General features: G+C 71.8%; 16 protein-coding genes. 8 read left to right on the forward strand and 8 right to left on the reverse strand.

Annotation, left to right across the window (positions count from 1 at the left end; all coding sequences use genetic code 11):
- The 8 genes from eccD to Q0818_RS01850 all read right to left on the reverse strand — a co-directional run bounded on the left by eccD (position 1) and on the right by Q0818_RS01850 (position 6,112).
- On the reverse strand, positions 1-1,335 hold the full coding sequence (gene eccD, locus Q0818_RS01815; RefSeq protein ID WP_298870679.1) for a type VII secretion integral membrane protein EccD: 1,335 nt from the start codon (positions 1,333-1,335) through the stop codon (positions 1-3).
- A gap of 156 nt (positions 1,336-1,491) precedes the next feature.
- The gene (locus tag Q0818_RS01820; RefSeq protein WP_298870681.1) at positions 1,492-1,779 is read right to left on the reverse strand and encodes a WXG100 family type VII secretion target; all 288 of its coding nucleotides are present in this window, start codon (positions 1,777-1,779) and stop codon (positions 1,492-1,494) included.
- A gap of 1 nt (position 1,780) precedes the next feature.
- On the reverse strand, positions 1,781-2,098 hold the full coding sequence (locus tag Q0818_RS01825; RefSeq protein WP_298870683.1) for a WXG100 family type VII secretion target: 318 nt from the start codon (positions 2,096-2,098) through the stop codon (positions 1,781-1,783).
- 41 nt (positions 2,099-2,139) lie between these two features.
- On the reverse strand, positions 2,140-3,675 hold the full coding sequence (locus Q0818_RS01830) for a hypothetical protein (RefSeq protein WP_298870685.1): 1,536 nt from the start codon (positions 3,673-3,675) through the stop codon (positions 2,140-2,142).
- A complete protein-coding gene (locus tag Q0818_RS01835) occupies positions 3,672-4,973 on the reverse strand; it encodes a S8 family serine peptidase (protein ID WP_298870687.1) in 1,302 nt (433 codons plus the stop codon). Before Q0818_RS01835 ends, Q0818_RS01830 begins: the two co-directional genes overlap by 4 nt.
- Entirely contained in the window at positions 4,970-5,368 is a 399-nt protein-coding gene (locus Q0818_RS01840) for a hypothetical protein (protein WP_076673397.1), read from the reverse strand. The genes Q0818_RS01835 and Q0818_RS01840 overlap by 4 nt, the downstream gene beginning before the upstream one ends.
- A gap of 116 nt (positions 5,369-5,484) precedes the next feature.
- Positions 5,485-5,772 (reverse strand): WXG100 family type VII secretion target, encoded by a 288-nt coding sequence (locus tag Q0818_RS01845; RefSeq protein ID WP_076673399.1) that lies wholly within the window; start codon positions 5,770-5,772, stop codon positions 5,485-5,487.
- A 28-nt stretch (positions 5,773-5,800) separates the two neighbouring features.
- A complete protein-coding gene (locus Q0818_RS01850; protein WP_076673401.1) occupies positions 5,801-6,112 on the reverse strand; it encodes a WXG100 family type VII secretion target in 312 nt (103 codons plus the stop codon).
- A gap of 292 nt (positions 6,113-6,404) precedes the next feature.
- On the opposite strand from Q0818_RS01850, the gene Q0818_RS01855 reads away from it, so the two are divergent.
- The 8 genes from Q0818_RS01855 (at position 6,405) to Q0818_RS01890 (ending at position 22,713) form a co-directional block, all read left to right on the forward strand.
- On the forward strand, positions 6,405-7,769 hold the full coding sequence (locus tag Q0818_RS01855) for a hypothetical protein (protein ID WP_298870695.1): 1,365 nt from the start codon (positions 6,405-6,407) through the stop codon (positions 7,767-7,769).
- Positions 7,766-8,806: an FHA domain-containing protein gene (locus Q0818_RS01860; RefSeq protein ID WP_298870698.1), complete on the forward strand. Its 1,041-nt coding sequence runs from the start codon at positions 7,766-7,768 to the stop codon at positions 8,804-8,806. Before Q0818_RS01855 ends, Q0818_RS01860 begins: the two co-directional genes overlap by 4 nt.
- Positions 8,803-12,807 carry a type VII secretion protein EccCa gene (gene eccCa, locus Q0818_RS01865; RefSeq protein WP_298870701.1) on the forward strand — a complete coding sequence of 1,335 codons (4,005 nt, stop codon included), beginning with the start codon at positions 8,803-8,805 and terminating at the stop codon, positions 12,805-12,807. Before Q0818_RS01860 ends, eccCa begins: the two co-directional genes overlap by 4 nt.
- Before the next feature lie 86 nt (positions 12,808-12,893).
- Positions 12,894-14,930, forward strand: a complete 2,037-nt coding sequence (recQ, locus tag Q0818_RS01870; RefSeq protein WP_298870704.1) for a DNA helicase RecQ — start codon at positions 12,894-12,896, stop codon at positions 14,928-14,930.
- Positions 14,931-15,254: 324 nt separating this feature from the next.
- The gene (locus tag Q0818_RS01875; RefSeq protein WP_298870706.1) at positions 15,255-17,357 is read left to right on the forward strand and encodes an acyl-CoA dehydrogenase; all 2,103 of its coding nucleotides are present in this window, start codon (positions 15,255-15,257) and stop codon (positions 17,355-17,357) included.
- A 176-nt stretch (positions 17,358-17,533) separates the two neighbouring features.
- Complete coding sequence (locus Q0818_RS01880) at positions 17,534-18,103, forward strand: DNA-3-methyladenine glycosylase I (RefSeq protein ID WP_298870709.1); 570 nt, start codon at positions 17,534-17,536, stop codon at positions 18,101-18,103.
- Positions 18,104-18,300: 197 nt separating this feature from the next.
- On the forward strand, positions 18,301-19,854 hold the full coding sequence (locus Q0818_RS01885) for a DEAD/DEAH box helicase (protein ID WP_298870711.1): 1,554 nt from the start codon (positions 18,301-18,303) through the stop codon (positions 19,852-19,854).
- A 519-nt stretch (positions 19,855-20,373) separates the two neighbouring features.
- A complete protein-coding gene (locus tag Q0818_RS01890) occupies positions 20,374-22,713 on the forward strand; it encodes an excinuclease ABC subunit UvrA (RefSeq protein WP_298870713.1) in 2,340 nt (779 codons plus the stop codon).
- Positions 22,714-22,936: the final 223 nt, after the last annotated feature.

A 22,936-nucleotide genomic window follows, 5' to 3' on the forward strand; every position in this document is an offset into this window, starting at 1 on the left:
TCAGGCCAGTCCGGCCGAGATGACCGCGAGCGGCAGCAGCGCGGCGAGCACGAGCAGTTCCGCGGTGTCGGCCACACGGATGAGGCGCAGACGGGTCTTCGGCGCGAGCAGGGTGATGGTCACGACGCTGACGGTCGCGATGAGCAGCACGACCAGGATGCCGACCCGCAGCCCCGGCTGCGCGAGAGAGGCCACGACGCCCGCGACGACGAGCCCCAGGATGCCGGTGGCCATGACGGTCAGGACGCCCGAGCGCGCATAGGTCTGCCGTGACGGGAACATCATGCCGGCGAAGGCGAGGGCGCACACGAGCGCACCCGTGGCGTTCTGGGCCGCGACGAGGGGAGTGGCGACCAGGATCGCCGCCGCGAGGGCCAGGCGCAGCGCGATGAGGATGCGCTTGCCCTGCGCGACGCGGGCGGCGACGTCATCGGCGTCGATCGGCTGCGGGTCGGCGAAGATCTCGACGTCGTTCTGCGGGGAGGCCACGCGCAGGCGTGTGGTGCTCATCGCAAGCCACGGCAGAGCCCCCGCGAGCGTCGCGACGATTCCGACCATGAGCGTCCACACCGTCGGGGCCGGGAAGAACGCGGCGAGCGTGCCGGTGACGCCGAGCGCGCCCCCGGCGACGAGCGGGGTCAGTTGCAGCTCGGCGCGCTCGCGGGTGAGCGCCAGGGCGACGCCGGCGATCACGAACGCCCCGCCTCCTGCGGCGGCCAGCGGCCAGCCCCACATGTCGAACGAGGCGGGGATCGCGAGGAACCCCGCGACGGCGGCGAAGACGGATGCCGCCATGCCAAGCCCCTGGCCGGCTTCGCGCTGACCGAGCCGGGCGACCACGGCCGAGACGACGAGCAGCACCACGGCACCGCCACCGGCGACGAGAGCCCCGAGCGGCAAGGCGCGGCCCGCGGCGAGCAGCAGCACCGCGCACACCCCGAGCAGGGCGAGGCTGACGGCCAGCGCGGTGCGGGCGTTGTCGCGCGTGGTCCACGGGCGGTTCTGCTGCGCGGTGGCGTCGATGACCGCCTCGACGATGTCGTCGTAGACGCGGGGCTGCGCCACGAGTCCTCCGCGCACCAGGGTGAGCACCTCGCCGTCGACGATGCCCTGGGCCGAGGCGCCGAGCGAGGGATCGACGGTGGACCCGTCGGCGCGCTGCAGGGCGTACCCGGCGGAGGTCATCGACGCGTCGAGAACCCCGAGCGAGCGGGCGAACCCGGGCAGGAACTCGATGACGGGCACCTGAGCGGGAATGGCGATGTCGAGCCGCCGCCCCTCGCTCTGCACGGAGAGTCGCAGCAGCGCTCGTGTCGCGTTCATGACGTCAGCCATCCGCGGCCCCCTCTTTCCGGACCGAAGCCCCCTGCGGTCAGACCTCGAAATCCTATCGCCGCGGGTCGCGGCGGCGGTCGAGCGCCGAGCGGTGATCGCTCACCGCTCGGCGTTCAGCGCTGCGTGTTCGGCATCGGCCGCTCAGCGCCGAGCCGGTCACTGGAAGCGCGCGGCCGACGCCCGGTCGGCCGAGACGTAGTCGTCGGCGATCGAGTCGGTGGCGTTCGAGATGCGCGACAGGGCGTCGCGCATCTGCTCGAGGGTCGCGCTCCACTGCTGCTGGGCGTTGTTGTAGGCCGCCTGAGCGGTGCCCTCCCAACTCCCGCGCAAGCGCGAGACCTCGGCATCCAGTCCGCCGAGGGCGGCGTCGATGCGCGCGCTCTCGGAACGCAGCCGCGCGGCGGCGGCGTGCAGGGCTTCGGGGGTGACGCGGAGATCGCCCATCTCACTCTCCTCCGAGCAGCGAGCCGAGGCCCTGGATGGTGGTGCGGTGCTGCTCCTCGACCGCTTCCTGGTCGCTCGCGGTCGCGCGCAGGGCCGCGCTGAGGGTGACGAGCACGTCGTTCAGACGGGTGGCCCCGGCCGTCCACTGGTTCACGAGCGCGTTGTACGAGCTCGCGGCGTCGCCGGACCAGTTGGCGGCGAGCTCGTCGAGCTCGGCGAGCACGCGGCGGGCGCTGTCGCTGATGTCGGCGTGCGCGCCCATCACCACTTCGGCGCCACGGACGAGCGCGCCCTCTTGGGCGGAGATGCGATCAGACATCGTCTTCCTTCTTGTCGGTCAGGGTCATCGGGCGACGAGGGTCACTCGTCGCGGCCGCCGGCCTGGGCGTTCTCGGACCGGGGACCGATCTGCTCGTCGTCTTCCATGCGCGGAGCGATCGGACCCGCGAGGCCGCGTGCCTCGTCCTTCTTGCGCTCGGAGCGGGAGCCGGGGCCGCCCATGCCGCCCACGCCGCGTGATCCGGCACCCGCGGTGCGACCGGTTCCGGCCGCTCCGGCGCCGGAACCACCAGCGGCGCCCACGCCGGCACGTCCGTTCGCCGCACCTGCACGACCGCCGGACGTGCCCGTGGCCGAGCCACCCGCTCCGCCGACACCACCGGCGCGCGTGCCCGCGGCGCCGAGGCCGCCCGCTCGCGCACCCGCGCCACGCGCTGCCGAGTTGGCCGAACCCGTGCCCGCCGCGCCGAGACCGCCGACGCCGCGCGTTCCGAGACCGGCGCCGGCACCGGGCCGTCCGAGCAGACCGCCGGATCGTGCGCCGCCGGCGCCACCTGCGCCAACCGAACCGCCCGCGGGTCCGCCGAAGAGACGGCCACCGGGCACGCCCGGTGCTCCTGCTCCGCCGCCGACGCGTCCGAGCGCGAGCGCCCCGCCGCCGCCGGCGATGAGCCCCGCTCCCAGGCCCGAACCGAGACCGGCCCCGGGGCTGCCGGGCGTCCCGACGAGTCCGCCGCCCCCGCCGCCGGGAACCATCGGAATGCCACCGGGGAGAGTGGGGCTCCCACTGATCGGGCCGTCGGGTGTGGGGTCGGGCGGGACGTTGCCGATGTCGATGGGTGGCTGCCCACCCGGGGTCTGGCCGGGAGGGTTCGGGAACGGCCCGTACTCGCTCGGGGGAGGCTGGATGCCGCCGCCGCCGCCACCGCCCCCGGGAGGCGGAGTGGCGGTGCCGCCACCGTTTCCGCCACCGGCAGCGCCGCCGCCGGACATGTCCCAGTCGGGGTAAGACTCGAAACTGCGTTGCTGGGCGCCGTATCCGCCGGCCGGTACTTCCGAAGAAGAGGGTGAGCTCGTGGGTTCGGAGGAGATCACCGTCGACGAGAAGGCCGGCGGCTCCCTCATCTCGATGGCATCCATCTGATCCGAATGCTTCTCGACGGCCGTACGTGCGGCCTCTTCGCGCTGTGAGGCCATGTATCCGTTGATGGCATGACTTGCGCCTTCACCGGCGAGGAACGCCACCGGTCCGAAGACGATCGACGCGCCCGCGGCCGCCCCGCGGACCATCGCCTCCTGGTTGCCGTTCATCTCGCCCGGAGGCAGTGACGCGGCCGAGTCCCGCGCCTGGCGACGCACATCGTTCGCATCGATGAGGCGCTCGTTGACATGGTCGCGCAGATATTGGATTTGCGCATCGACCTCGGTGACCGAGGCCGCGAACTTCGCTCGCGCCGCATCTCCGGCATCCCCGCCGATGCCGGTGTCTTTCGACGCCGCATCGAGGACCTGCCTCAGCGCTTCGAGGGCGTTGGCCAGCTCGTAACGGGTTGGCATGTCCCACGGAACGCCACCCTCCGCGAGGTTCTGCAGGCGCTGTTCCCACGTACCTGTCACGGTGTGTTCCCCTTTCCGGCCTTGCGGCGCTGGGCGATGACGATGAGCACAACCACGACGGCGGCCACCACGATGAGGACGCCGATGCCGGTGACGACCCAGACGACGAGAGAAGCCATGTCGAAACCGGAGGACGGCGGAGCGGTGTCTCCGTATTGATCCATGCTGCGAGGGATGGTGACGGGGACGAAGCCCTCGGTCTTCGCCGTGTCGATCTGCTCCGGCGTCGGTACACCCACCTGTTTGCTCAGGAGAGGCGATTCATCCGGGAAGGTGGTCGGGTCCACGCTGAGCAGAGTCGGGAGCCACGCGGCCCCGTAGCCGTAACCGTCTTCGGTGCGCGCCGGATCGTGCTGCGTGCCGTTCGTGGTCGCGATCAGCGATTGAACGAGTTGGTCACCGGTGGCGTCGGGGTATTTCTGCGCGGCGAGGGCGAGCATGCCCGCCACCATGGGCGCGGCGAATGACGAACCCACGGCTGCACGCGAGGAGTTCCAGTCGCCGTCGATCCCGACGGTCGGCAGATTGACGCCCGCAGCGACGACATCGGTCGTGGGCACGACGAAGGGCGCACCGGCCCCGTCGGTCTGGACGGCGCCTTCACGGTCGATCGCGGTGGCGGCGATGACACCGTTGAAGCTCGCCACGTCCGTTCCGCTGTCCACGGGAGTGTCGGCGTTGGGTGTGCCCACGACGATCGTCACCCCGCGCGCGAGGGCGTACGCGATGGCCGGTGCGTCGTTCTCGTACGCCCTCCTCTGAACCGACGTCGTGATGATCTCGGCCCCCTCGTCCACGGCCTTCTTCACCGCGTAGCCGAACATCGAGACGTCGTCGTCCGTGTTCGGGCGGCAATAATCCTCCTCCCGAAGGTCGAGGGTGCCGTATCCGTAGAAGGTCACATCGGCGTCGGGGGCGATACCGCGGATGCCGCTCGCGCCGGCGCCGTTGCCGATGAGCAGGGCGGCCATCGTGGTGCCGTGAATGGAGGGTTCGGTCGCCGTCTCGGACACCGGTTCGGTGCGGGACTCGCAGATCTGGGTGTCGCTGACGGTGAGGTTGCGTCCCTCGAAGATCGGCAGGTCGGGATCGATCTGCGTGTCGATGACGGCGATCTTGACGCCCGCCCCGGTGATTCCGGAGTCGTGCGCGGCCTGCACCTCGTACGTGTCGTACCACCAGTCGTAGTCGCCCCCGGCCGCGGCCTGCGCAGCCGGTGCGACGCCCGCGCCGGCGAAGACGCCGACGATCAGCGCGCCCCCCAGCGCGCGCAGGGCCCGGCGACGGCGTCGGGTCACTGGGGTCCTCCGCCGAGAACGGAGCGCACGCCCGCCGCACCGCCGGTGGGCGCCGGCTGAGCGGGCGCCGCGGTGGGCTCCGAGGCCGACTCGACGATCGAGAGGGCGTTCTGCGCCATGGCCGAACCCGAGGTGTCGGTGTCCTGGAGCGACTGCGCAGCCTGTGACAGGGCGTCGGCGCTCCCGGCCACCATCTGACGCAGCTTCTCCACCTCCGAGGCCAGCTCCTGCGCGCGCTGGCGGACGCGATCGGTGAACGCCGCCGCGGCCGGCTCGGTGCCGTTGCCGTCGACGATCTCGATGGCGCCCGCGGAGGGGAGCTCCTCCGGCACCTGCGTCAGCTGCAGGACGCGCTGGATGGCGAGGTCGAGGTTGAGGAAGATCGAGTCGGCCATGGGGGATCACTCGTTTCTCTGTGATCGGGATGCGAGGGGATCGGGCACGCGAGCGACGAAGGCGCACGAGCCCAGAGAACCGGCGGCCGCCGCAGCGACCGCCGGTCCGGAGTGGCTCAGGCGAAGCGGCCCGCGGCCGACTTGTCGGTCGAGGTGTAGCCCTGGGCGATCTCGTCGGTCTTGCCGGCGATCTGCTGGAGCAGCTCGTTCAGGCGGGTGATGGACTGGGTCCACTGCGCCTGGGCCTGGTCGTAGGCGGTCTGCGCCTCACCATCCCAGGACGCGCGGAGGGCGTTGACCTGCGACTCGAGCTCGTCGAGACGGGTGCGGATGCCGGAGGCGCCGTTGCGGATCTGACCGGAGAGGGCGATGACCTGCTCGGGACGAACGGACATGGACTGCATGAGAGTTCCTTCTTTCGTGTCGAGCGGGTCAGCCGAGCAGCGAGCCCAGGTTGCCGATGGTCTGCTGGTGCGACTCTTCCGACGCCGCCTGGTCGCGCTCGGTGCCGCGCAGGGCGTCTTCGAGCGTGACGAGCACGTTGTTGAGCTTGGTGGTCTCTTCGTTCCACCGCTGCATGAGCTGGGTGTACGAGCCGGCCGCTGCGCCGGTCCAGAAGCCGGCCACCTGGTCGAGCTCGCTGCGGACTTTGCGCACCTGCTCGTCGATGCCCGACTTCGCGGTGTTGACCGCCTCGGCCCCGCGACGAAGCGCACCCTCCTGGGCTGCGATGAGATCTGCCACGTTGTCTCCTCGATGTTCCTCCGGGGCGCGCCCGGGCGTTGCGGATCGTGTCTGCACGCACGGGGATCGGCCCCGAGCGCGGGATCGATGGAGTGACCGGAGCCCCCCACCGACTTTTGAACTTACGTAATGCTCGACGAAGCGACAACCCTCTTGCGCTTTTTGAAAGATGACAAAACTCTCATCTTTATCCCCGGTGATGAATGGAAACACGCGACAGTCTCCGCGGGGCGGATACGCTGGTGCGGTTGAGCCGGCCCTCGGGTCGGTGGCGCGAGAACGAGGGGGACCGTTGAGCGCGGAAGTGATGCAGGGGCGACGCGTCGCTCTCATCGATGGCGCGTCGAGATTCGACCTCGTGGTGCCGCTGCGTGCCGAAGTCCGCGATGTTCTTCGCGCCGCGGGCAGCCCGCTCGAGCGCGATGTGCGCGTGGTGGGGCTCTCGGGGCGCGAGATCGACCGCTCGACGACGATGACCGCCCTCGAGGACGGAGTCGTCCTCGTCCTGGTCGACCCCGCCGCCACGGTCGATCCGGTCGATCGGCGCGCGACACGGGTGCCGATCGCGGCGCGCGCGACGGCCGTGTGGATGGTGATCGCCGCGGCGGGCGGCATCCTGGCTTTCCTCCGTCTGCTCGGCGCCGACACTCTTCCGGGCGAGGTGCGCACTCCCGTCGCCGCGCTGGCCCTGCTCGCGGCCCTCGCCGCCGTCGCGGTGTTCTCGCTGCGCGCGCGACCGCGCACGGCGACCCTCGCTCCCGTCGTGGCCGTCGCCGCCCTCGCCTTCGGCGGGGGAGTCGCCATCGTGCCCGACCTGCCCGCGTCGTCGGCGCAGGTCGCGGTGTTCACGGGCCTGCTCGCCGCGGCCGTGGTGACCGGGGTCGCCGGGGTCCTGGGGGCGACGCAGACCCTGCGCGCCCAGAGCCGCACCGCGACGATCGTCACCGCCGTGCTCGCGGCCGTGTGGGCGCTCGCGCTCCTGCTGCACCTCGACCCCTCGGCCCCCGCCGCCGTGACCCTCGGACTCGTTCCCGTGGCCCAGCGCATCCTGCAGTCGAGCCTCGTCGACGTCGAGCCCGGCACGTTCATCGACTACGCACGCTTCCAGAGCACCCGATGGACGGTGCGGCAGAGCCTGCCCGACGAGGTGCGCACGATCGAAGCCGACGACGCCGACGCCCTCGTCGAGCGCTCGACCGCACGGTTGACGGTCGGGGTCGTGCTCCTCGTCGCGGCGGGGGCGGCCAGTGCGTTCGCCGCCCTGCCGACCTTCGCGGTCGCCGACCCTGTCGTTCTCGGCGGGCGCATCGCCCTCGCCGTCACGGTGGTGCTCGCGCTGCTGTTGAGTTCGCGAAAGAGCACGGTGCCCTTCCTGCGATGGGTGGCTCGATTCGGTGCCGTGGCGGTGACGGCGGCCGTGCTGACGGCCCTCGTGCCCACGATCGCGTCTGACATGCTCGTCGTCGTCGCCGGCGTCATCCTGGTCGCCGCCCTCGCCGCTGCCCTCCTCGTGGTCCCGGTGGGGCGCGGCCTGAGGTCGCTGGGATGGTCGCGCACGGGCGACGTGTTCGAGGCGCTCGCGACGGCCCTGTCGCTCCCGGCGGGTCTGGTGGCCGCCGGAGCGATCGAGGTCGCGCGTGCGATGATGGCGGCATGACGCCCTCGCCGCCGTTCGGCGCGCCCGCGACGGTGGGGGTGCGCCTGGGCGCCTTCAGCGTCGACGCCGCCCTCGTGGTCATCGCCGCCGGCGCGGCATCCCTCCTCGGATCGCCCGTCCTGGGGGCCGCGGTCGCCGCCGAGGCGCTGCTGGGCCTGTGGATCCTCCAGGCGCGTCTCGGCTTCGGCCCGGGCGCGCTGTTGTTCGGTCTGCGCACCTCGCGCGCCGAGGCACCGCTCGTGCCCGGCGCGGGAAGGGCGTTCGTGCGCGGGTCGCTCGTGCTGCTCGGAGGTCTCGTCCTCGTCGCCGGAGCCTGGGTCGTCGTCGCGTCGGCCGCTTTCGACCGCTCGGGTCTGCGACGCTCCTGGGCCGACCGCGCGGCCGGCACCGTCCTCGTCGTCGCTCCCCGAGGGCGGCAGGATCAGGATGCCGACGACGCCCCCGCGCTCGCCGAACCCACCGTCCACGCGCGCCCCTCCGCCGGCCGCGAACCTCTGCGCGTGTCCGCCGCCGCCGCCGCGCTGCCCACCGCGCCGGCGTGGGACACCCCGCTGCTCGCCGTCGATGCGCCGATTGCGACCGACGTTCCGGCCGCCGTCGACGCCCCCGCTGCGGCGGGCGGGCGTGCCCCCGTCGCCGCACCGCCCGCGCGGGCGGCGGAGGAGCCGATCGTCACGGGCGGCGTGGGCCGCGCGCAGCTGCTCGTGATCTTCGACACCGGTCAGCGCGAGCAGATCGACCTGCCCGCCTCGGTGAACTTCGGGCGCGCGCCGGTCGCGAGCGAGCCGGGCGACGTCCTGATCGCCGTCGACGATCCCGATCGGCTCATCTCGAAGACGCACCTGCGCCTCGAGCACGACGGCGAAACCGCGTGGGTCATCGACGCGGGTTCCACGAACGGCTCGGAGCTCATCGACGACGACGGAGCCGTCCACCCCCTGCAGCCCGGTGCGCGCACGCTGCTCGAAGACGGCACCCGGGTGCGTCTGAGCGAGCGCGTGTTCACCCTGAGCCGATTGATCGGAGGTCCGGTGTGAGCACGGGTCCGCGTATCGCCCCGCCATCGCTGCCCAACGGGCGGGTCGTGCTGCAGCCGCCGCCCGAGCTCGTTCCGAACGAGGGCGGCAGCGGCATCCTGACCTCCCTCCTGCCGATGCTCGGCAGCGTGGGCGCGATCGTCATGGTCACGATCTCGAACAGCGGCCCGACCGGTTTCCTCATCGGCGGCATGTTCCTGCTGTCGTCGCTGGGCTTCGTGGCCGTGAACGGGTGGCGCCAGCGCGCGCAGCGCAACGCCGAGGTGCTCGGCAACCGGCGCGAGTACCTCGCCTATCTGTCGGAGCTGCGCGAGACCGTGCGCGTGGCCGCGCGCAAGCAGCGTCGTCACGGCGGGTGGATCATGCCCGCCCCCTCGGCCCTGCCGTTCATCGCCGAGGAGCGCTCGCGCGTGTGGGAGCGTCAGCCCGGCGACGAGACGTTTTTGCTGGCCCGCATCGGCGTGGCCGATCAGCCGCTCAGCCTCACGCTCGAGGCTCCCGAGCTGCCGCCCCTGGCCCAGCTCGACCCCGTCGCGGCCTCCGCGGCGCACCGCTTCATGCTCACGCACGAGATCCAGCGCGATCTGCCGTTGGGCTTCCCGCTCGGCGAGTACGCGCGCATCGAGCTCGTCGGTCCCGACGAGGAGGCCGTGCGCAGCCTCGCCCGCTCGCTCGTCGCGTCGGCGGCGACGTTGCACGACCCCGAAGACGTCATCATCGCGGTCCTCGCCGGGCCCGCGCAGATCGGCGCTTGGGACTGGGTGAAGTGGCTGCCGCACGCGATGTCGTCGCGCGTGCAGGACCGCCTCGGCCCCGCGCGCATGATCGCGGCATCCCCCGACGAGCTGATGGACATGCTGCCCGCTCAGCTCGCCTCGCGCGCCCGCTTCACCCCCGGCGGTGGAATCACCCCGCACGTCGTCCTGGTGGTCGACGGCGTCGAGGCCTCCTCGAACGCCCCGCTCACCGGACTCGAGGGCGCGCAGGGCGTCACCGTCATCGACCTGCCCACGCGCTGGGACGAGCTCGACGACCCGGCCATCGCCCGCGTCGCCCTGGCGGACGCCCCGGTCGCCGTCCGCACGCGTCGCGGTGAGGCCGTGCCCGCCGTCGCCCCCGCCGAATTCATCGACGGCGCCGGTCGCGCGCAGTCCTTCGTCCCGGATGCCATGTCCATCGCCGAGGCCGAGGCGACCGCGCGCCGCCTCATGCCGTTGCGCCCCGCCCCGATGGTCGTCGTCGACGCCCCCACCGCGCAGGGCCAGGCGGAGCTGACCGAGCTCCTCGGCCTGCCCGACGTGCGCGCCGTCGACTTCGATCAGGCGTGGACGCCGCGCCTCGAGCGCGACCGCCTTCGCGTGCCGATCGGGCAGGAGCCCTCGGGCGCCCCGCTCGTGCTCGATCTCAAGGAGTCCGCCTCTCAGGGCATGGGCCCGCACGGCGTGATGGTCGGAGCGACGGGTTCGGGCAAGTCCGAGGTGCTGCGCACCCTCGTGCTCGCTCTCGCCATGACCCATTCGCCCGAGCAGCTCAACTTCGTCCTCGTCGACTTCAAGGGGGGAGCGACCTTCGCGGGCATGGCCGAGATGCCGCACGTGTCGGCGGTCATCACCAACCTCGGCAGCGAGCTCGCGCTCGTCGACCGCTTCCAGGACGCCCTGCAGGGCGAGGTCGTGCGCCGCCAGGAACTGCTGCGCTCGGCGGGCAACTTCGCCAACGTCGGCGAGTACGAGGCCGCACGTCGCGGTGGGCGCGGCGACCTGGCGCCGCTGCCGGCCCTGCTCATCGTCGTCGACGAGTTCTCCGAACTGCTCACGGCCAAGCCCGAGTTCGTCGACAGCTTCCTCAACATCGGCCGCGTCGGCCGTTCGCTGCACGTGCACCTGCTCCTGGCATCCCAGCGCCTCGAAGAGGGGAAGCTCCGCGGCCTCGACACCTACCTGTCGTACCGGATCGGCTTGCGGACGTTCTCGGCATCCGAATCCCGCACCATCATCGGCACCCCCGACGCCTACACGCTCCCGCAGGAGCCCGGCGTCGGCTTCCTCAAGAGCGACACCGAGAACCTCGTGCAGTTCCGCGCGGCCTACGTCTCCGGGCGCCCGCGGGGCACGGCCGGTGTCGACGTCGGAGGCGCCGAGTCCGTCTCGGGCGGCCCCGCCCGCGTCGAGGTGTTCACGGCTCTGGCCCAGCCCGACGACGATGGGTCGCCGGAGGAGACGGATGCCGCGCCCGCGGCGATCGCGGCCCCCGCGGCGGAGAAGCGCTCCACGTTCCAGATCGCTGTCGACCGCATGAAGGACCGCGGCCCGGAGGCTCACCAGGTGTGGCTGCCCCCTCTTGCGGAGCCGTCGCCGCTGGACGCCCTCATGCCGGATCTCGCCGAGGACCCCGAGCTCGGACTCGTGTCGCACCGCTGGCGCGGCGCCGGCGCGCTGACCGTGCCGATCGGGCTCGTCGACATCCCGCTCGAACAGCGCCGCGACCACCTCACCGTGTCGCTCGGCGGCGCCGCGGGTCACGTGGCGATCGTCGGCTCGCCCCTGAGCGGCAAGTCGACGCTCGCGCGCACGCTCGTCTCGGCCCTCGCGCTGACCGGGACTCCGCGGGAGTTCCAGTTCTTCGTCCTCGACTTCGGCGGGGGCGGCTTCACCGCGATGCAGCAGCATCCGCACGTGTCGGGCGTCGCCACGCGCACGGAGCCCGAGGCGGTGCGCCGGGCCGTGGCCGAGGTGGAGGCCGTGCTCGACGCGCGCGAGCAGTACTTCCGCCGCAATGCGGTCGACTCCATCGAGACGTACCGTTCGCGTCGCCGCGAGGGACGCCTCGACGACGGCTTCGGCGACGTCTTCCTCGTCATCGACGGCTGGTCGACCCTGCGCTCGGAGTTCGAGCCGCTCGAGGCGCGGGTGCAGACCATCGCCGCCCGCGGCCTCAGCTTCGGCGTGCACGTCGTCGTCACCGCGAACCGCTGGCTCGAGATCCGCGCCAACCTGAAGGACCTCATCCAGACGCGCCTCGAACTGCGCCTGGGCGACCCGACCGACTCCGACGTCGACCGCAAGCAGGCGGCGAACGTGCCCGTCGGTCAGCCCGGTCGTGGTCTCAGTGCGTCCAAGCTGCAGATGCTCACCGCGGTGCCGCGCGTCGACGGAGCCGACGATCCCGCCACGATCGCCGACGGCGTCGCCGACATGATCGGCCGCGTCGCGGCGGCGTGGCACGGCGAGCCCGGACCGAAGCTGCGTCTGCTGCCGGAGAACATCACGCTCGACGAGGTGCGCGCGCTCACCGAGCCCGGCGACGGCCGCATGCTGCTCGGCATCGAGGAGGCTCAGCTGGCGCCCTTCGGCATCGACCCCCGCGTCGAGCCGCACCTGTTCGTGTACGGCGACTCGGGCATGGGCAAGTCGTCGTTCCTCCGGGCGGTGGCGAAGGAGATCCAGAGGCTGTACACCCCCGCCGAGGCGAAGATCTTCGTGGTCGACTACCGCCGTGCGCTCCTCGGGGAGATCCCCGACGACTACCTCGGCGCCTACCTCACCTCGCACGATCTCGCGACCGGCGGCATGAACGACCTGGCGCAGTACTTCTCCACGCGCATCCCGGGGCCCGACGTCACCCCGGCGCAGTTGCGGGAGCGCAGCTGGTGGAAGGGCGCCGAGGGGTTCATCCTCGTCGACGACTACGACCTCGTCGCCACGAGCCAGGGGAACCCTCTCGCCGTCCTCCAGCCGCTGCTCGCCCAGGCGGGCGACCTCGGCCTGCACGTGATCCTCACCCGACGCTCCGGCGGCGCGAGCCGCGCGGCGTACGACCCGATCATCCAGCGGTTCACCGACCTCGGCGTCACCGGCATCCTGCTCGGCGGCAACCCCGAAGAGGGGGCGCTGATCGGCCGCGTCAAGCCGGAGCGCGCCGCTCCCGGCCGCGCGCAGATCGTCAGCCGCGAGCACGGGCTCGTGGCATCCCAGCTCGTGTTCTCGCCGCCGACGCACTGATCGAGCCGCTCCTCCCCAGCCGCCCCGTCATCCCCAGCAGATGGCGGGGCGGTGTCGGTGTCGGCGGCCCGGGTTACCGTGGAGGCGTGACATATCCCGGCGCCGCCCCCGAGTCGTACGCCGACGCGCCGCCCGAGTCGTACGACGTCCCCGACGATCCGTACGCCGGCGCGCAGTGGGACCCCGATCAGTTCGCGCCGCCCGACGATCTCGACGCGCCGCCGCCGCCGGTCGACCCCGCGTCGGCCTTCGCCCGCGCGGCCGCCGCCGCGGGAACGGCCCGCGAGCTGCCGGCCGTCCGCGACTTCACCGGTCACGACCCGCGCGCGGTGCTGCACGAGGTCTACGGCTACGACGCGTTCCGGGGCGACCAGGCCGAGATCGTCCAGCACGTGATCGACGGCGGCGACGCGGTGGTGCTCATGCCCACCGGTGGAGGAAAGAGCGTCACCTACCAGGTGCCCGCTCTCGTGCGGCCCGGAACGGGCCTGGTCGTCAGCCCCCTGATCGCCCTCATGCACGACCAGGTCGAGGCGCTCATTGCCAACGGCGTGCGCGCCGGCTACCTCAACTCGACGCAGGCGCCCGCCGAGCGCCAGGCCGTCGAGCAGGCGTACCTCGCGGGCGAGCTCGACCTCCTGTACGTCGCGCCCGAGCGGTTGAACGGCGCGCAGACCCTCGGGCTGCTCGCCCGCGGCCGCCTCAGCGTCATCGCGATCGACGAGGCGCACTGCGTGTCGCAGTGGGGTCACGACTTCCGCCCCGATTACCTCGCGCTCGGCGACCTCGCCGACCGGTTCCCCGGCGTTCCGCGCATGGCGCTCACCGCCACGGCGACGCCCGAGACAGCGCGCGAGATCGTGGAGCGTCTGCGGCTGCGCGACGCCCGTGGCTTCGTCGCGAGTTTCGACCGGCCCAACATCCAGTACCGCATCGACGCCAAGGTCGACCCGCGTCGTCAGCTGGTGCAGTTCATCCGCTCGCAGCCCGAGGGATCGGCGGGCATCGTCTACGCCCTCAGCCGCAAGACCGTCGAGCAGACCGCCGCCTATCTGGCGTCTCAGGGTCTCGACGCCCTCCCGTACCACGCGGGTCTCGACGCGTCCGTGCGCGCGGCGCACCAGTCGCGGTTCCTCCGCGACGACGGTGTGGTGATGGTCGCCACGATCGCGTTCGGCATGGGCATCGACAAGCCCGACGTGCGTTTCGTCGCCCACATCGATCTGCCCAAATCGGTCGAGGGCTATTACCAGGAGACCGGTCGAGCGGGCCGCGACGGCGACCCGTCGGTGGTGTGGATGGCCTACGGCCTGGGTGACGTCGTTCAGCAGCGCCGCATGATCGATCAGTCCCCGGGCGACCGCTCCTACAAGATGCGCCTGGGCCAGCATCTCGACGCGATGCTCGCGCTGTGCGAAACGGTCGGATGCCGACGCCAGAACCTGCTCGACTACTTCGGTCAGCGCTCCGAGCCGTGCGGCAACTGCGACACCTGCCTCACCCCGCCCGACACCTGGGACGGCCTCATCGCCGCGCAGAAGCTGCTGTCGACGATCGTGCGTCTGCAGCGCGAGCGCGGGCAGGCGTTCGGCGCGGGCCACCTCATCGACATCCTGCGCGGAGCCAAGACGGAGCGCATCGCGCAGCAGGGCCACGACCGTCTGAGCACCTACGGTCTGGGAGCCGACCTGTCCGATCAGGACTGGCGCAGCGTCATCCGGCAGTTGCTCGCCCGCGGCATCATCGTTGCTCAGGGCGACTACGGCACGCTCGCACTGAGCGAGGCCTCTGCCGGGGTGCTGCGCGGAGAGACCCCCGTGCCGCTGCGTCGCGACGCCCTCGGCCGCACGGGTGGCGGCGGGGGGAGCCGTCAGCGCAAATCGAGCGCCGACGATGTCGCCCCCGACGATCGCGATCTCTTCGAGGCGCTGCGCGCATGGCGGGCCGAGAAGGCGCGCGAGCAGGGGGTGCCGGCGTACATCGTCTTCGGCGACGCCACGCTGCGCGCGATCGCCGCGGCGCGACCCGCCACGGTCGGCGATCTCGACGGCATCACCGGCATCGGTGCCAAGAAGCGCGAGGCGTACGGCGAGGGCATTCTGACGGTGGTCGCGGCGAACTGACGCGGCCCGCCGGCGGGTCGCGCCCACGGAGCACCCTCTGGGCTCCGGCTACGTCGCCCGCGCCGCGCCGCGCCGTGTCGTCCGCGCCGCGCCGCGCCGTGTCGTCCGCGCCGTGTCGTCCGTGCCGCGCCCGCCGCCGCCCGCCACCGCGCTGCCGCCGCGCCATCCTCGCGCTCAGCGCACTCCCGGGAATGTTGACCCCCCACAACGACTCCAGGCGCGGGCGGCCGGCCGCGTTGTGAACATCACACAGGATGTTTGAGCGGTCGTTGTGGGACACCTACCGTGGGTGGCATCCCTTTGCAACGTCGAAAGGTGCCGAGAATGACCGACGCCGCCGTCCGTCCCACCACGCCCGCCACGAGCACGCGCACGCCCGTCGGGGGAGCGCCCACCGCCGCGCACACCGCGGCCGAGGCCGCCGAAGCCCGCATCGACACCGAGCGGGTCACCGATCTGCTGCTCGGTACGTGGGGCCACATCCGCCGCGAGGCGCGCGAGATGATCAAAGACCCCGCGCTCTGGCGCGATGACAGCCTCGGCATGGACGCGCACCGCGAGCGCACCCTCAGCCAGCTGCACCTCCTCGTGCAGAACAAGGCCGTTCACCGGGCCTTTCCGAAGCGTTTCGGCGGGGAGGAGAACAACGGCGCCAACATCGCCGGCTTCGAAGAACTCGTCGCCGCCGATCCCAGCCTGCAGATCAAGTCGGGCGTGCAGTGGGGCCTGTTCGGCTCGGCCGTGCTGCAGTTGGGCACGCGCGAGCACCACGACAAGTGGCTCCCCGGCATCATGAGCCTCGAGATCCCCGGCGCGTTCGCCATGACCGAGACCGGGCACGGCTCCGACGTGTCGGCCATCGGCACCACCGCGACCTACGACCCCGAGGCCGAGGAATTCGTCATCCACACGCCGTTCCGCGGCGCGTGGAAGGACTACCTGGGCAACGCCGCTCTGCACGGCAAGGCCGCCACGGTGTTCGCCCAGCTCATCACGAAGGGCGTCAACCACGGCGTGCACTGCTTCTACGTGCCGCTGCGCGACGACGAGGGGAACTTCCTCCCCGGCATCGGCGGCGAGGACGACGGCCTCAAGGGCGGTCTGAACGGCATCGACAACGGGCGGCTGCACTTCGACCAGGTGCGCGTCCCCCGCACGAACCTCCTCAACCGCTACGGCGACGTCGCTGCCGACGGCACGTACTCGAGCGAGATCGCGAGCCCCGGCCGCCGGTTCTTCACGATGCTCGGCACGCTCGTGCAGGGGCGCGTCTCGCTCGACGGCGCGGCCGCCTGGGCGTCGGCCATCGGCCTCACGATCGCGATCACCTACGGCAACCAGCGCCGTCAGTTCGACTCGGGCAGCGGCTCCCCCGAGGTGACTTTGCTCGACTACGGCAAGCACCAGCGACGTCTTCTGCCGCGTCTGGCGACGACGTACGCCCAGATCTTCGCGCACGACGAGTTCCTGCAGAAGTTCGACGGCGTCTTCAGCGGCGCGCTCGACACCGACGCCGACCGCGAAGACCTCGAGACGCTCGCGGCCGCCCTGAAGCCCCTGTCGACCTGGCACGCGCTCGACACGCTGCAGGAGTCGCGAGAGGCGTGCGGCGGCCAGGGCTTCCTCTTCGAGAACCGTCTGGTGGGCCTGCGCGCCGATCTCGACATCTACGTCACCTTCGAGGGCGACAACAACATCCTGCTGCAGCTCGTCGGCAAGCGTCTGCTCGCCGACTACGCGAAGCAGTTCAAGGGCAAGGATGCCAAGCAGCTCGCCGCCTTCGCGGTCGGCCAGACGGCCGGCAAGCTCTTCCACGGCGCGGGCATGCGCCAGCTGGGTCAGGCCGTGAGCGACTTCGGCTCGACCGCCCGCTCGGTCGAGAAGGGACTGCGCGCCGAACAGCAGCACGAGCTGCTCGCCGACCGCGTGCAGCAGATGATCGCCGACATCGCGGGGCGCCTGCGTCCGGCATCCAAGCTCTCGCGCGAAGACGCGGCGGCGTTGTTCAACGAGAACCAGGCGGAGCTCATCGAGGCCGCGCGCGCCCACGGCGAGCTGCTGCAGTGGGAGGCGTTCACCGACGCCATCAACCGCATCGACGACCGCGACACCCTGAAGGTGCTCACCTGGTTGCGCGACCTGTTCGGTCTGCAGCTGATCGAGAAGCACCTGGCCTGGTACCTCATCCACGGGCGGCTGTCGACGCAGCGGGCCGCGGCGGTGTCGCGCTACATCGACCGTCTGTGCGCTCGTCTGCGCCCGCACGCTCAAGACCTCGTCGACGCGTTCGGCTACGGCCCCGAGCACATCCGCGCCTCGATCGCGTCGGGCGTCGAGGACGATCGTCAGAACGAGGCCGCGTCGTACTACGCCGCGTTGAAGGCGTCGGGTAACGCCCCGGTTCCGGAGAAGAAGCCCGCGCGCTGAGTCGCGACCGACACCGCCCCGCCTCCACGAGAGGCGGGGCGGTGTCGTTTCGGCGCGCCGTGACAGGACATCCGTCGAGAACAGGCCGGGTGGCCGCTCATCGGTCCTGTCCTCGAACGATCCCCTGGCCCGATCGCCGCGCGGTGGGTGTCGGGGGTCCGGCATAGCCTGGGGGCATGAGCGACCTCGTGACCGCAGGCGACGGCGTCACCCGCTGCGCGTGGGCGGGCGCCGACGCCGAGTATCAGCGCTACCACGACGAGGAGTGGGGCACGGCGTTGCGCGGCGACCGCCCGCTGTTCGAGAAGATGAGCCTCGAGGGATTCCAGGCGGGTCTCGCCTGGATCACCATCCTCCGCAAGCGTCCGCGCTTCCGTGAGGTGTTCCACGATTTCGAGCCCTCGGCCGTGGCGCGATTCGGTCCCGACGACGTCGATCGTCTGCTCCAGGATGCCGGCATCATCCGCCACCGCGGCAAGATCGAGGCTGTGATCGGCAACGCCACGATCGTCGCGGGGATGGCCCCGGGCGAGCTCGATGCACTGATGTGGTCGTTCGCACCGGCGTCGCACACGCCGCCGGCGACCTTCGCCGACGTTCCCGCGGTGACGCCCGAATCGACCGCGATGAGCACCGAGCTCCGCCGCCGAGGGTTCCGCTTCGTCGGGCCCACCACGATGTACGCCCTCATGCAGTCGTCGGGCATGGTCGACGACCACGTGGCGGGGTGCTGGCGCGCGGCCTGACGGGCGGCCTGCTCGGAACCGGTAGACTAGGTGCAGGAGCTCTCGCTCCACGCGTCGTCGAACGCACCGGCCCCCTCTTCTCGGGCCTTTGACCTTCACGGCGAACGGATGCGCCACCCGGCGCCTTCGCCCATTTCTGCCGCAGCATCGCGGCATCCCGAACCGCCGCGTGCTCCCGCGCCGCGGCAGGAGTATTCATGACGTCTCAGACTTTCACCGACCTCGGCGTGCCCGCGCCGCTGGTCGACATTCTCGCCGCTCAGGGCAAGAACGAGCCCTTCCCCATCCAGGCCGACACCCTGCCCGACACCCTCGCCGGCCGTGACGTGCTCGGCCGCGGCAAGACCGGCTCCGGCAAGACCCTGGCCTTCTCGCTGCCGCTCGTGGCACGCCTCGCCGCGAAGACCGACCGCCGCCGCGGTCGCAAGCCCCGCGCCCTCGTGCTGGCACCCACGCGCGAGCTCGCGAACCAGATCGACGAGGTCATCAAGCCCCTCGCCGCCGCCTTCGGTCTGGTCACCACCACCGTGTACGGCGGGGTCAACCAGAAGCGTCAGGTCGACGCGCTCGCCGCGAGTGTCGACATCCTCGTCGCCTGCCCGGGCCGCCTCGAAGACCTGATCGGTCAGGGCTTCGCCAACCTCGGCGACGTCGAGATCACCGTCCTCGACGAGGCCGATCACATGGCCGACCTCGGCTTCCTCCCCGGTGTCACCCGTCTGCTGTCGCGCACGCCCGCCGACGGTCAGCGTCTGCTGTTCTCGGCGACGCTCGACAACGGCGTCGACAAGCTCGTCAAGCGGTTCCTCCGCAACGAGGTCCTGCACTCGGTCGACGAAGCGCACTCGCACGTCGCCGCGATGACGCACCACGTCTTCGCCCCCGCCGACGCCGACGCGAAGAGGGAGCTCGTGCAGACGCTCGCCTCGGGCGCGGCCCGTCGCATCCTCTTCATGCGCACCAAGCACCAGGCCAAGAAGCTGGCGAAGGCGCTCACCGCCGCCGGCATCCCCTCGGTCGACCTGCACGGCAACCTGTCGCAGCCGCAGCGCGACCGCAACCTCGCCGCCTTCGGCGACGGACGCGCCAAGGTGCTCGTCGCCACCGACGTGGCCGCCCGCGGCGTGCACGTCGACGGCGTCGAGCTGGTCGTGCACGTCGACCCGCCCGTCGAGCACAAGGCGTACCTGCACCGCTCCGGCCGCACGGCCCGCGCGGGCACGGCCGGCGACGTCGTGACGATCATGCTCCCCGAGCAGCGCCGCGACACGCTCGACATCCTGCGCAAGGCCAAAATCTCGGCCACCCCGCAGCCCGTCACCCCGACCTCGCCCGAGGTCGTGGCGCTGGTCGGCGAGGTCGCCCCGTACGTCAAGCCCGAGCCCGTCGTCGTGCAGCCGCAGGGCGGCGGACGCTCGCAGGGCGCCAACGCCCAGCGCAAGCGCGCCGCCCGCACCCCGGGCCAGGATGCCGCGGCCCCGGCCGCCGGCGGCGGTCGCCGTCGTCGCGGACGCGGCGGCAGCGGTCAGGGTGGCGAGGCCCCCGCAGCGTCCGGCCACGCTCCCCAGGGTGGCCGTGGCCAGGGCCAGCGCTCGGGCGCCGGTCGCGGCCAGGCCGGAGCGGGTGCGCAGCGCGCCGGCGCCGGCGCGGGTCGTCCGCAGGGCGCGGGTCGCTCGGCATCCGGAACGCCCACGACCGGCATGGTCGTCGGAGCCCGCAGCCCGCGCACGAACCGTCGCGCCCAGGGCTGACGCCTTCCTCCCGGCGCCCCCGCAGATCCGTCTGCGGGGGCGCCGTCGTCTGTGCGGCCGTCCGCCCGCGCCCCTGTGCACAATGGCGGATGCCGTGGGCGACACGCCGAGCCTGGGGGCCTGTGCGGCGGGGCGTCGCGGGGGCGGCCCGCCGTTGTGCACGCGGGCGCCGGGCCGGTGCGGCGCCCGCCGGGCCGGCACGGGGCGCCGCCGGGCGTGCACAACGGCGGATGCCGTGGGCGACACGCCGAGCCTGGGGGCCTGTGCTGCGGCGTGTCGCGGAGTCGGCCTGCCGTTGTGCACGCGGGCGCTGACCGGGCGACCCCGCGGGACGGCCGACCGGGCCCGGAGGCCTGTGCTGCGGTGTGTCGCGGGGTCTGCCTGCCGTTGTGCACGCGGGCGCCGACCGGCGACCCCGCGCTGGACCGGGACGCACCGCCGATGGGCACATCGTCGAATCGGCACATCGTCGATGTCGGTGATCTGCGCCACACTGGGGACGATCCCGAGGAGGCGCCCATGACCGATCCCGACGCCCACGACGTCATCCGCGTGCGCGGCGCCCGCGAGAACAATTTGAAGAACGTCGACCTCGACGTGCCCAAGCGGCGCCTCACGGTGTTCACCGGGGTCAGCGGATCGGGCAAGTCGTCGCTGGTCTTCGGCACGATCGCCGCCGAGTCGCAGCGGCTGATCAACGAGACCTACCCCACCTTCGTGCAGCAATTCATGGGCGAGCTGTCGCGACCCGACGTCGACGCCCTCGAGAACCTCAGCGCCACGATCCGCGTCGATCAGGAGCGCATGGCTGCGAACGCCCGCTCCACCGTCGGCACCGCCACCGACGTGCACGCCATGCTGCGGGTCCTGTTCAGTCGCCTCGGCCAGCCGCACGTCGGGTCCTCTCAGGCGTTCTCGTTCAACGTGCCCTCGATCTCGGGGGCGGGTGCGGTCACGATCGCCACGGGCGCGAACAAGGGGCAGAAGCAGCGTCGCTCGTTCGAGATCACCGGCGGCATGTGCCCCGAGTGCGAGGGTCTCGGTCAGGTCGGCGACCTCGACCTCGATCAACTCGTCGACGCCTCGCTCTCGCTCAACGCCGGAGCCATCCTCGTGCCCGGCTACACGGCCGACGGCTGGATGGTCCGCGTCTTCAGCGAGTCGGGCTTCGTCGACCCCGACAAGCCCGTGCGCGACTTCACCCCCCAGGAGCGTGCCGACTTCTTCTACAAGGAGCAGACGAAGGTCCGCATCGCGAACACCAACATGACGTACGAGGGGCTCGTCCCCAAGATCACCAAGAGCATGCTGCAGAAAGACCGCGACGCGTTGCAGCCGCACGTCCGCGCCTTCGTCGACCGTGCGGCCACGGTCGTCGCGTGCCCGGCGTGCGAGGGCACTCGCCTCAACGAGGGCGCGCGGTCATCGCGCATCGACGGCGTCAACATCGCGGATGCCGCGGCCATGCAGATCACCGATCTCGCGGTCTGGGTGGGCACCATCGACGACCCTTCGGTGGCGCCCCTCGTGCAGGGTCTGCGCGACACGCTCGACGCGTTCGTCCACATCGGGCTCGGCTACCTCTCGCTCGACCGTTCCAGCGGCACGCTGTCCGGGGGAGAGGCGCAGCGCACCAAGATGATCCGCCACCTGGGCTCGAGTCTCAGCGACATCACCTACGTCTTCGACGAACCCACCGCGGGCCTGCACCCGCACGACATCCAGCGCATGAACGAGACGCTTCTGCAGCTGCGCGACAAGGGCAACACGGTGCTCGTCGTCGAGCACAAGCCCGAGGTCATCGACATCGCCGACCACGTGGTCGATCTCGGTCCGCGCGCGGGCCGCGAGGGCGGCGCCATCCAGTTCCAGGGCGACGTCGCAGGGCTGCGTGCGTCCGACACCTTGACGGGCCGCTTCCTCGATCACCGCGCGCAGCTCAAAGACACCGTGCGCACGGGCGTCGGCGCGCTCTCGATTCGCGGCGCGACCCAGCACAATCTCCGCGGCGTCGACGTCGACATCCCGCTCGGCGTGCTGACGGTGGTGACCGGAGTCGCCGGGTCCGGCAAGTCGTCGCTCATCCACGGCAACCTCCCCGCGTTCGACGACGTCGTCGTGGTCGATCAGACCGCCATCAAGGGGTCACGGCGCAGCAGTCCCGCGACCTACACCGGCATCCTCGACGCGGTACGTGCGGCCTTCGCGAAGGCGAACGGCGTCAAGCCGGCGCTCTTCAGCGCCAACAGTCAGGGCGCCTGCGCGGCGTGCAAGGGACTCGGCGTGATCGTGACGCAGCTGGGGTTCCAGTCCACGGTCGAGACCGTCTGCGAGCTGTGCGAGGGCACCGGGTTCTCCGACGACGTGCTGGAGTACACGCTCGACGGCAAGAACATCGCCGAGGTGCTCGCGATGTCGGTCGCCGAGGCGGGGGAGTTCCTCGTCACCGGTCCGGCCGTCGCCGTCCTCGGCCGCCTGCGCGACGTGGGGCTCGGCTACCTCACGCTGGGGCAGTCGCTGAGCACGCTGTCGGGCGGAGAACGCCAACGCCTCAAGCTCGCGATCTCGATGGCCAAGGCGGGAGCCGTGTACGTCCTCGACGAGCCCACGACGGGTCTGCACCTCGCCGACGTCGACAGGCTCCTCCGGCTGCTCGATCACCTCGTGGATGCCGGCAACACCGTCGTCGTGATCGAACACCATCAAGCCGTGATGGCGCACGCCGACTGGCTCATCGACCTCGGGCCGGGAGCCGGTCGCGACGGCGGCACGGTCGTGTTCGAGGGGACACCCGCCCGGCTCGTCGCCGAGCGCTCGACCCTGACGGGGGAGCACCTCGCGCGCTACGTCGGCGCCTGACCCCCGAGGCGCGAACGCACGTCGGGCTCTTCGGACGTCCGATCGCGTGAGCCCTCAGCCCCGCGCGCTACGTCGGCGCACGACCCCCGAGGAGCGAACGCACGTCGGGCCGTTCGGACGTTCGACCTCGCCCCCGGAGCCTCGCGCTCCGTCGGCGCACGACCTCCGGCAACCGCCCTCGCCTCGCCGGTACCCGAACGCCCGACGTCGACGCTTCTCGCGC

Origin of the sequence: uncultured Microbacterium sp. (assembly GCF_947489255.1) — a bacterium.
Classification (GTDB): domain Bacteria; phylum Actinomycetota; class Actinomycetes; order Actinomycetales; family Microbacteriaceae; genus Microbacterium; species Microbacterium phycohabitans.

Coding starts and splice junctions, on each gene's coding strand:
- eccD (WP_298870679.1), bottom strand. CDS start 1,335: ATGGCTGACGTCATGAACGCGACACGAGCGCTGCTGCGACTCTCCGTG.
- Q0818_RS01820 (WP_298870681.1), bottom strand. CDS start 1,779: ATGGGCGATCTCCGCGTCACCCCCGAAGCCCTGCACGCCGCCGCCGCG.
- Q0818_RS01825 (WP_298870683.1), bottom strand. CDS start 2,098: ATGTCTGATCGCATCTCCGCCCAAGAGGGCGCGCTCGTCCGTGGCGCC.
- Q0818_RS01840 (WP_076673397.1), bottom strand. CDS start 5,368: ATGGCCGACTCGATCTTCCTCAACCTCGACCTCGCCATCCAGCGCGTC.
- Q0818_RS01845 (WP_076673399.1), bottom strand. CDS start 5,772: ATGCAGTCCATGTCCGTTCGTCCCGAGCAGGTCATCGCCCTCTCCGGT.
- Q0818_RS01860 (WP_298870698.1), top strand. CDS start 7,766: ATGACGCCCTCGCCGCCGTTCGGCGCGCCCGCGACGGTGGGGGTGCGC.
- Q0818_RS01875 (WP_298870706.1), top strand. CDS start 15,255: ATGACCGACGCCGCCGTCCGTCCCACCACGCCCGCCACGAGCACGCGC.
- Q0818_RS01880 (WP_298870709.1), top strand. CDS start 17,534: ATGAGCGACCTCGTGACCGCAGGCGACGGCGTCACCCGCTGCGCGTGG.
- Q0818_RS01885 (WP_298870711.1), top strand. CDS start 18,301: ATGACGTCTCAGACTTTCACCGACCTCGGCGTGCCCGCGCCGCTGGTC.
- Q0818_RS01890 (WP_298870713.1), top strand. CDS start 20,374: ATGACCGATCCCGACGCCCACGACGTCATCCGCGTGCGCGGCGCCCGC.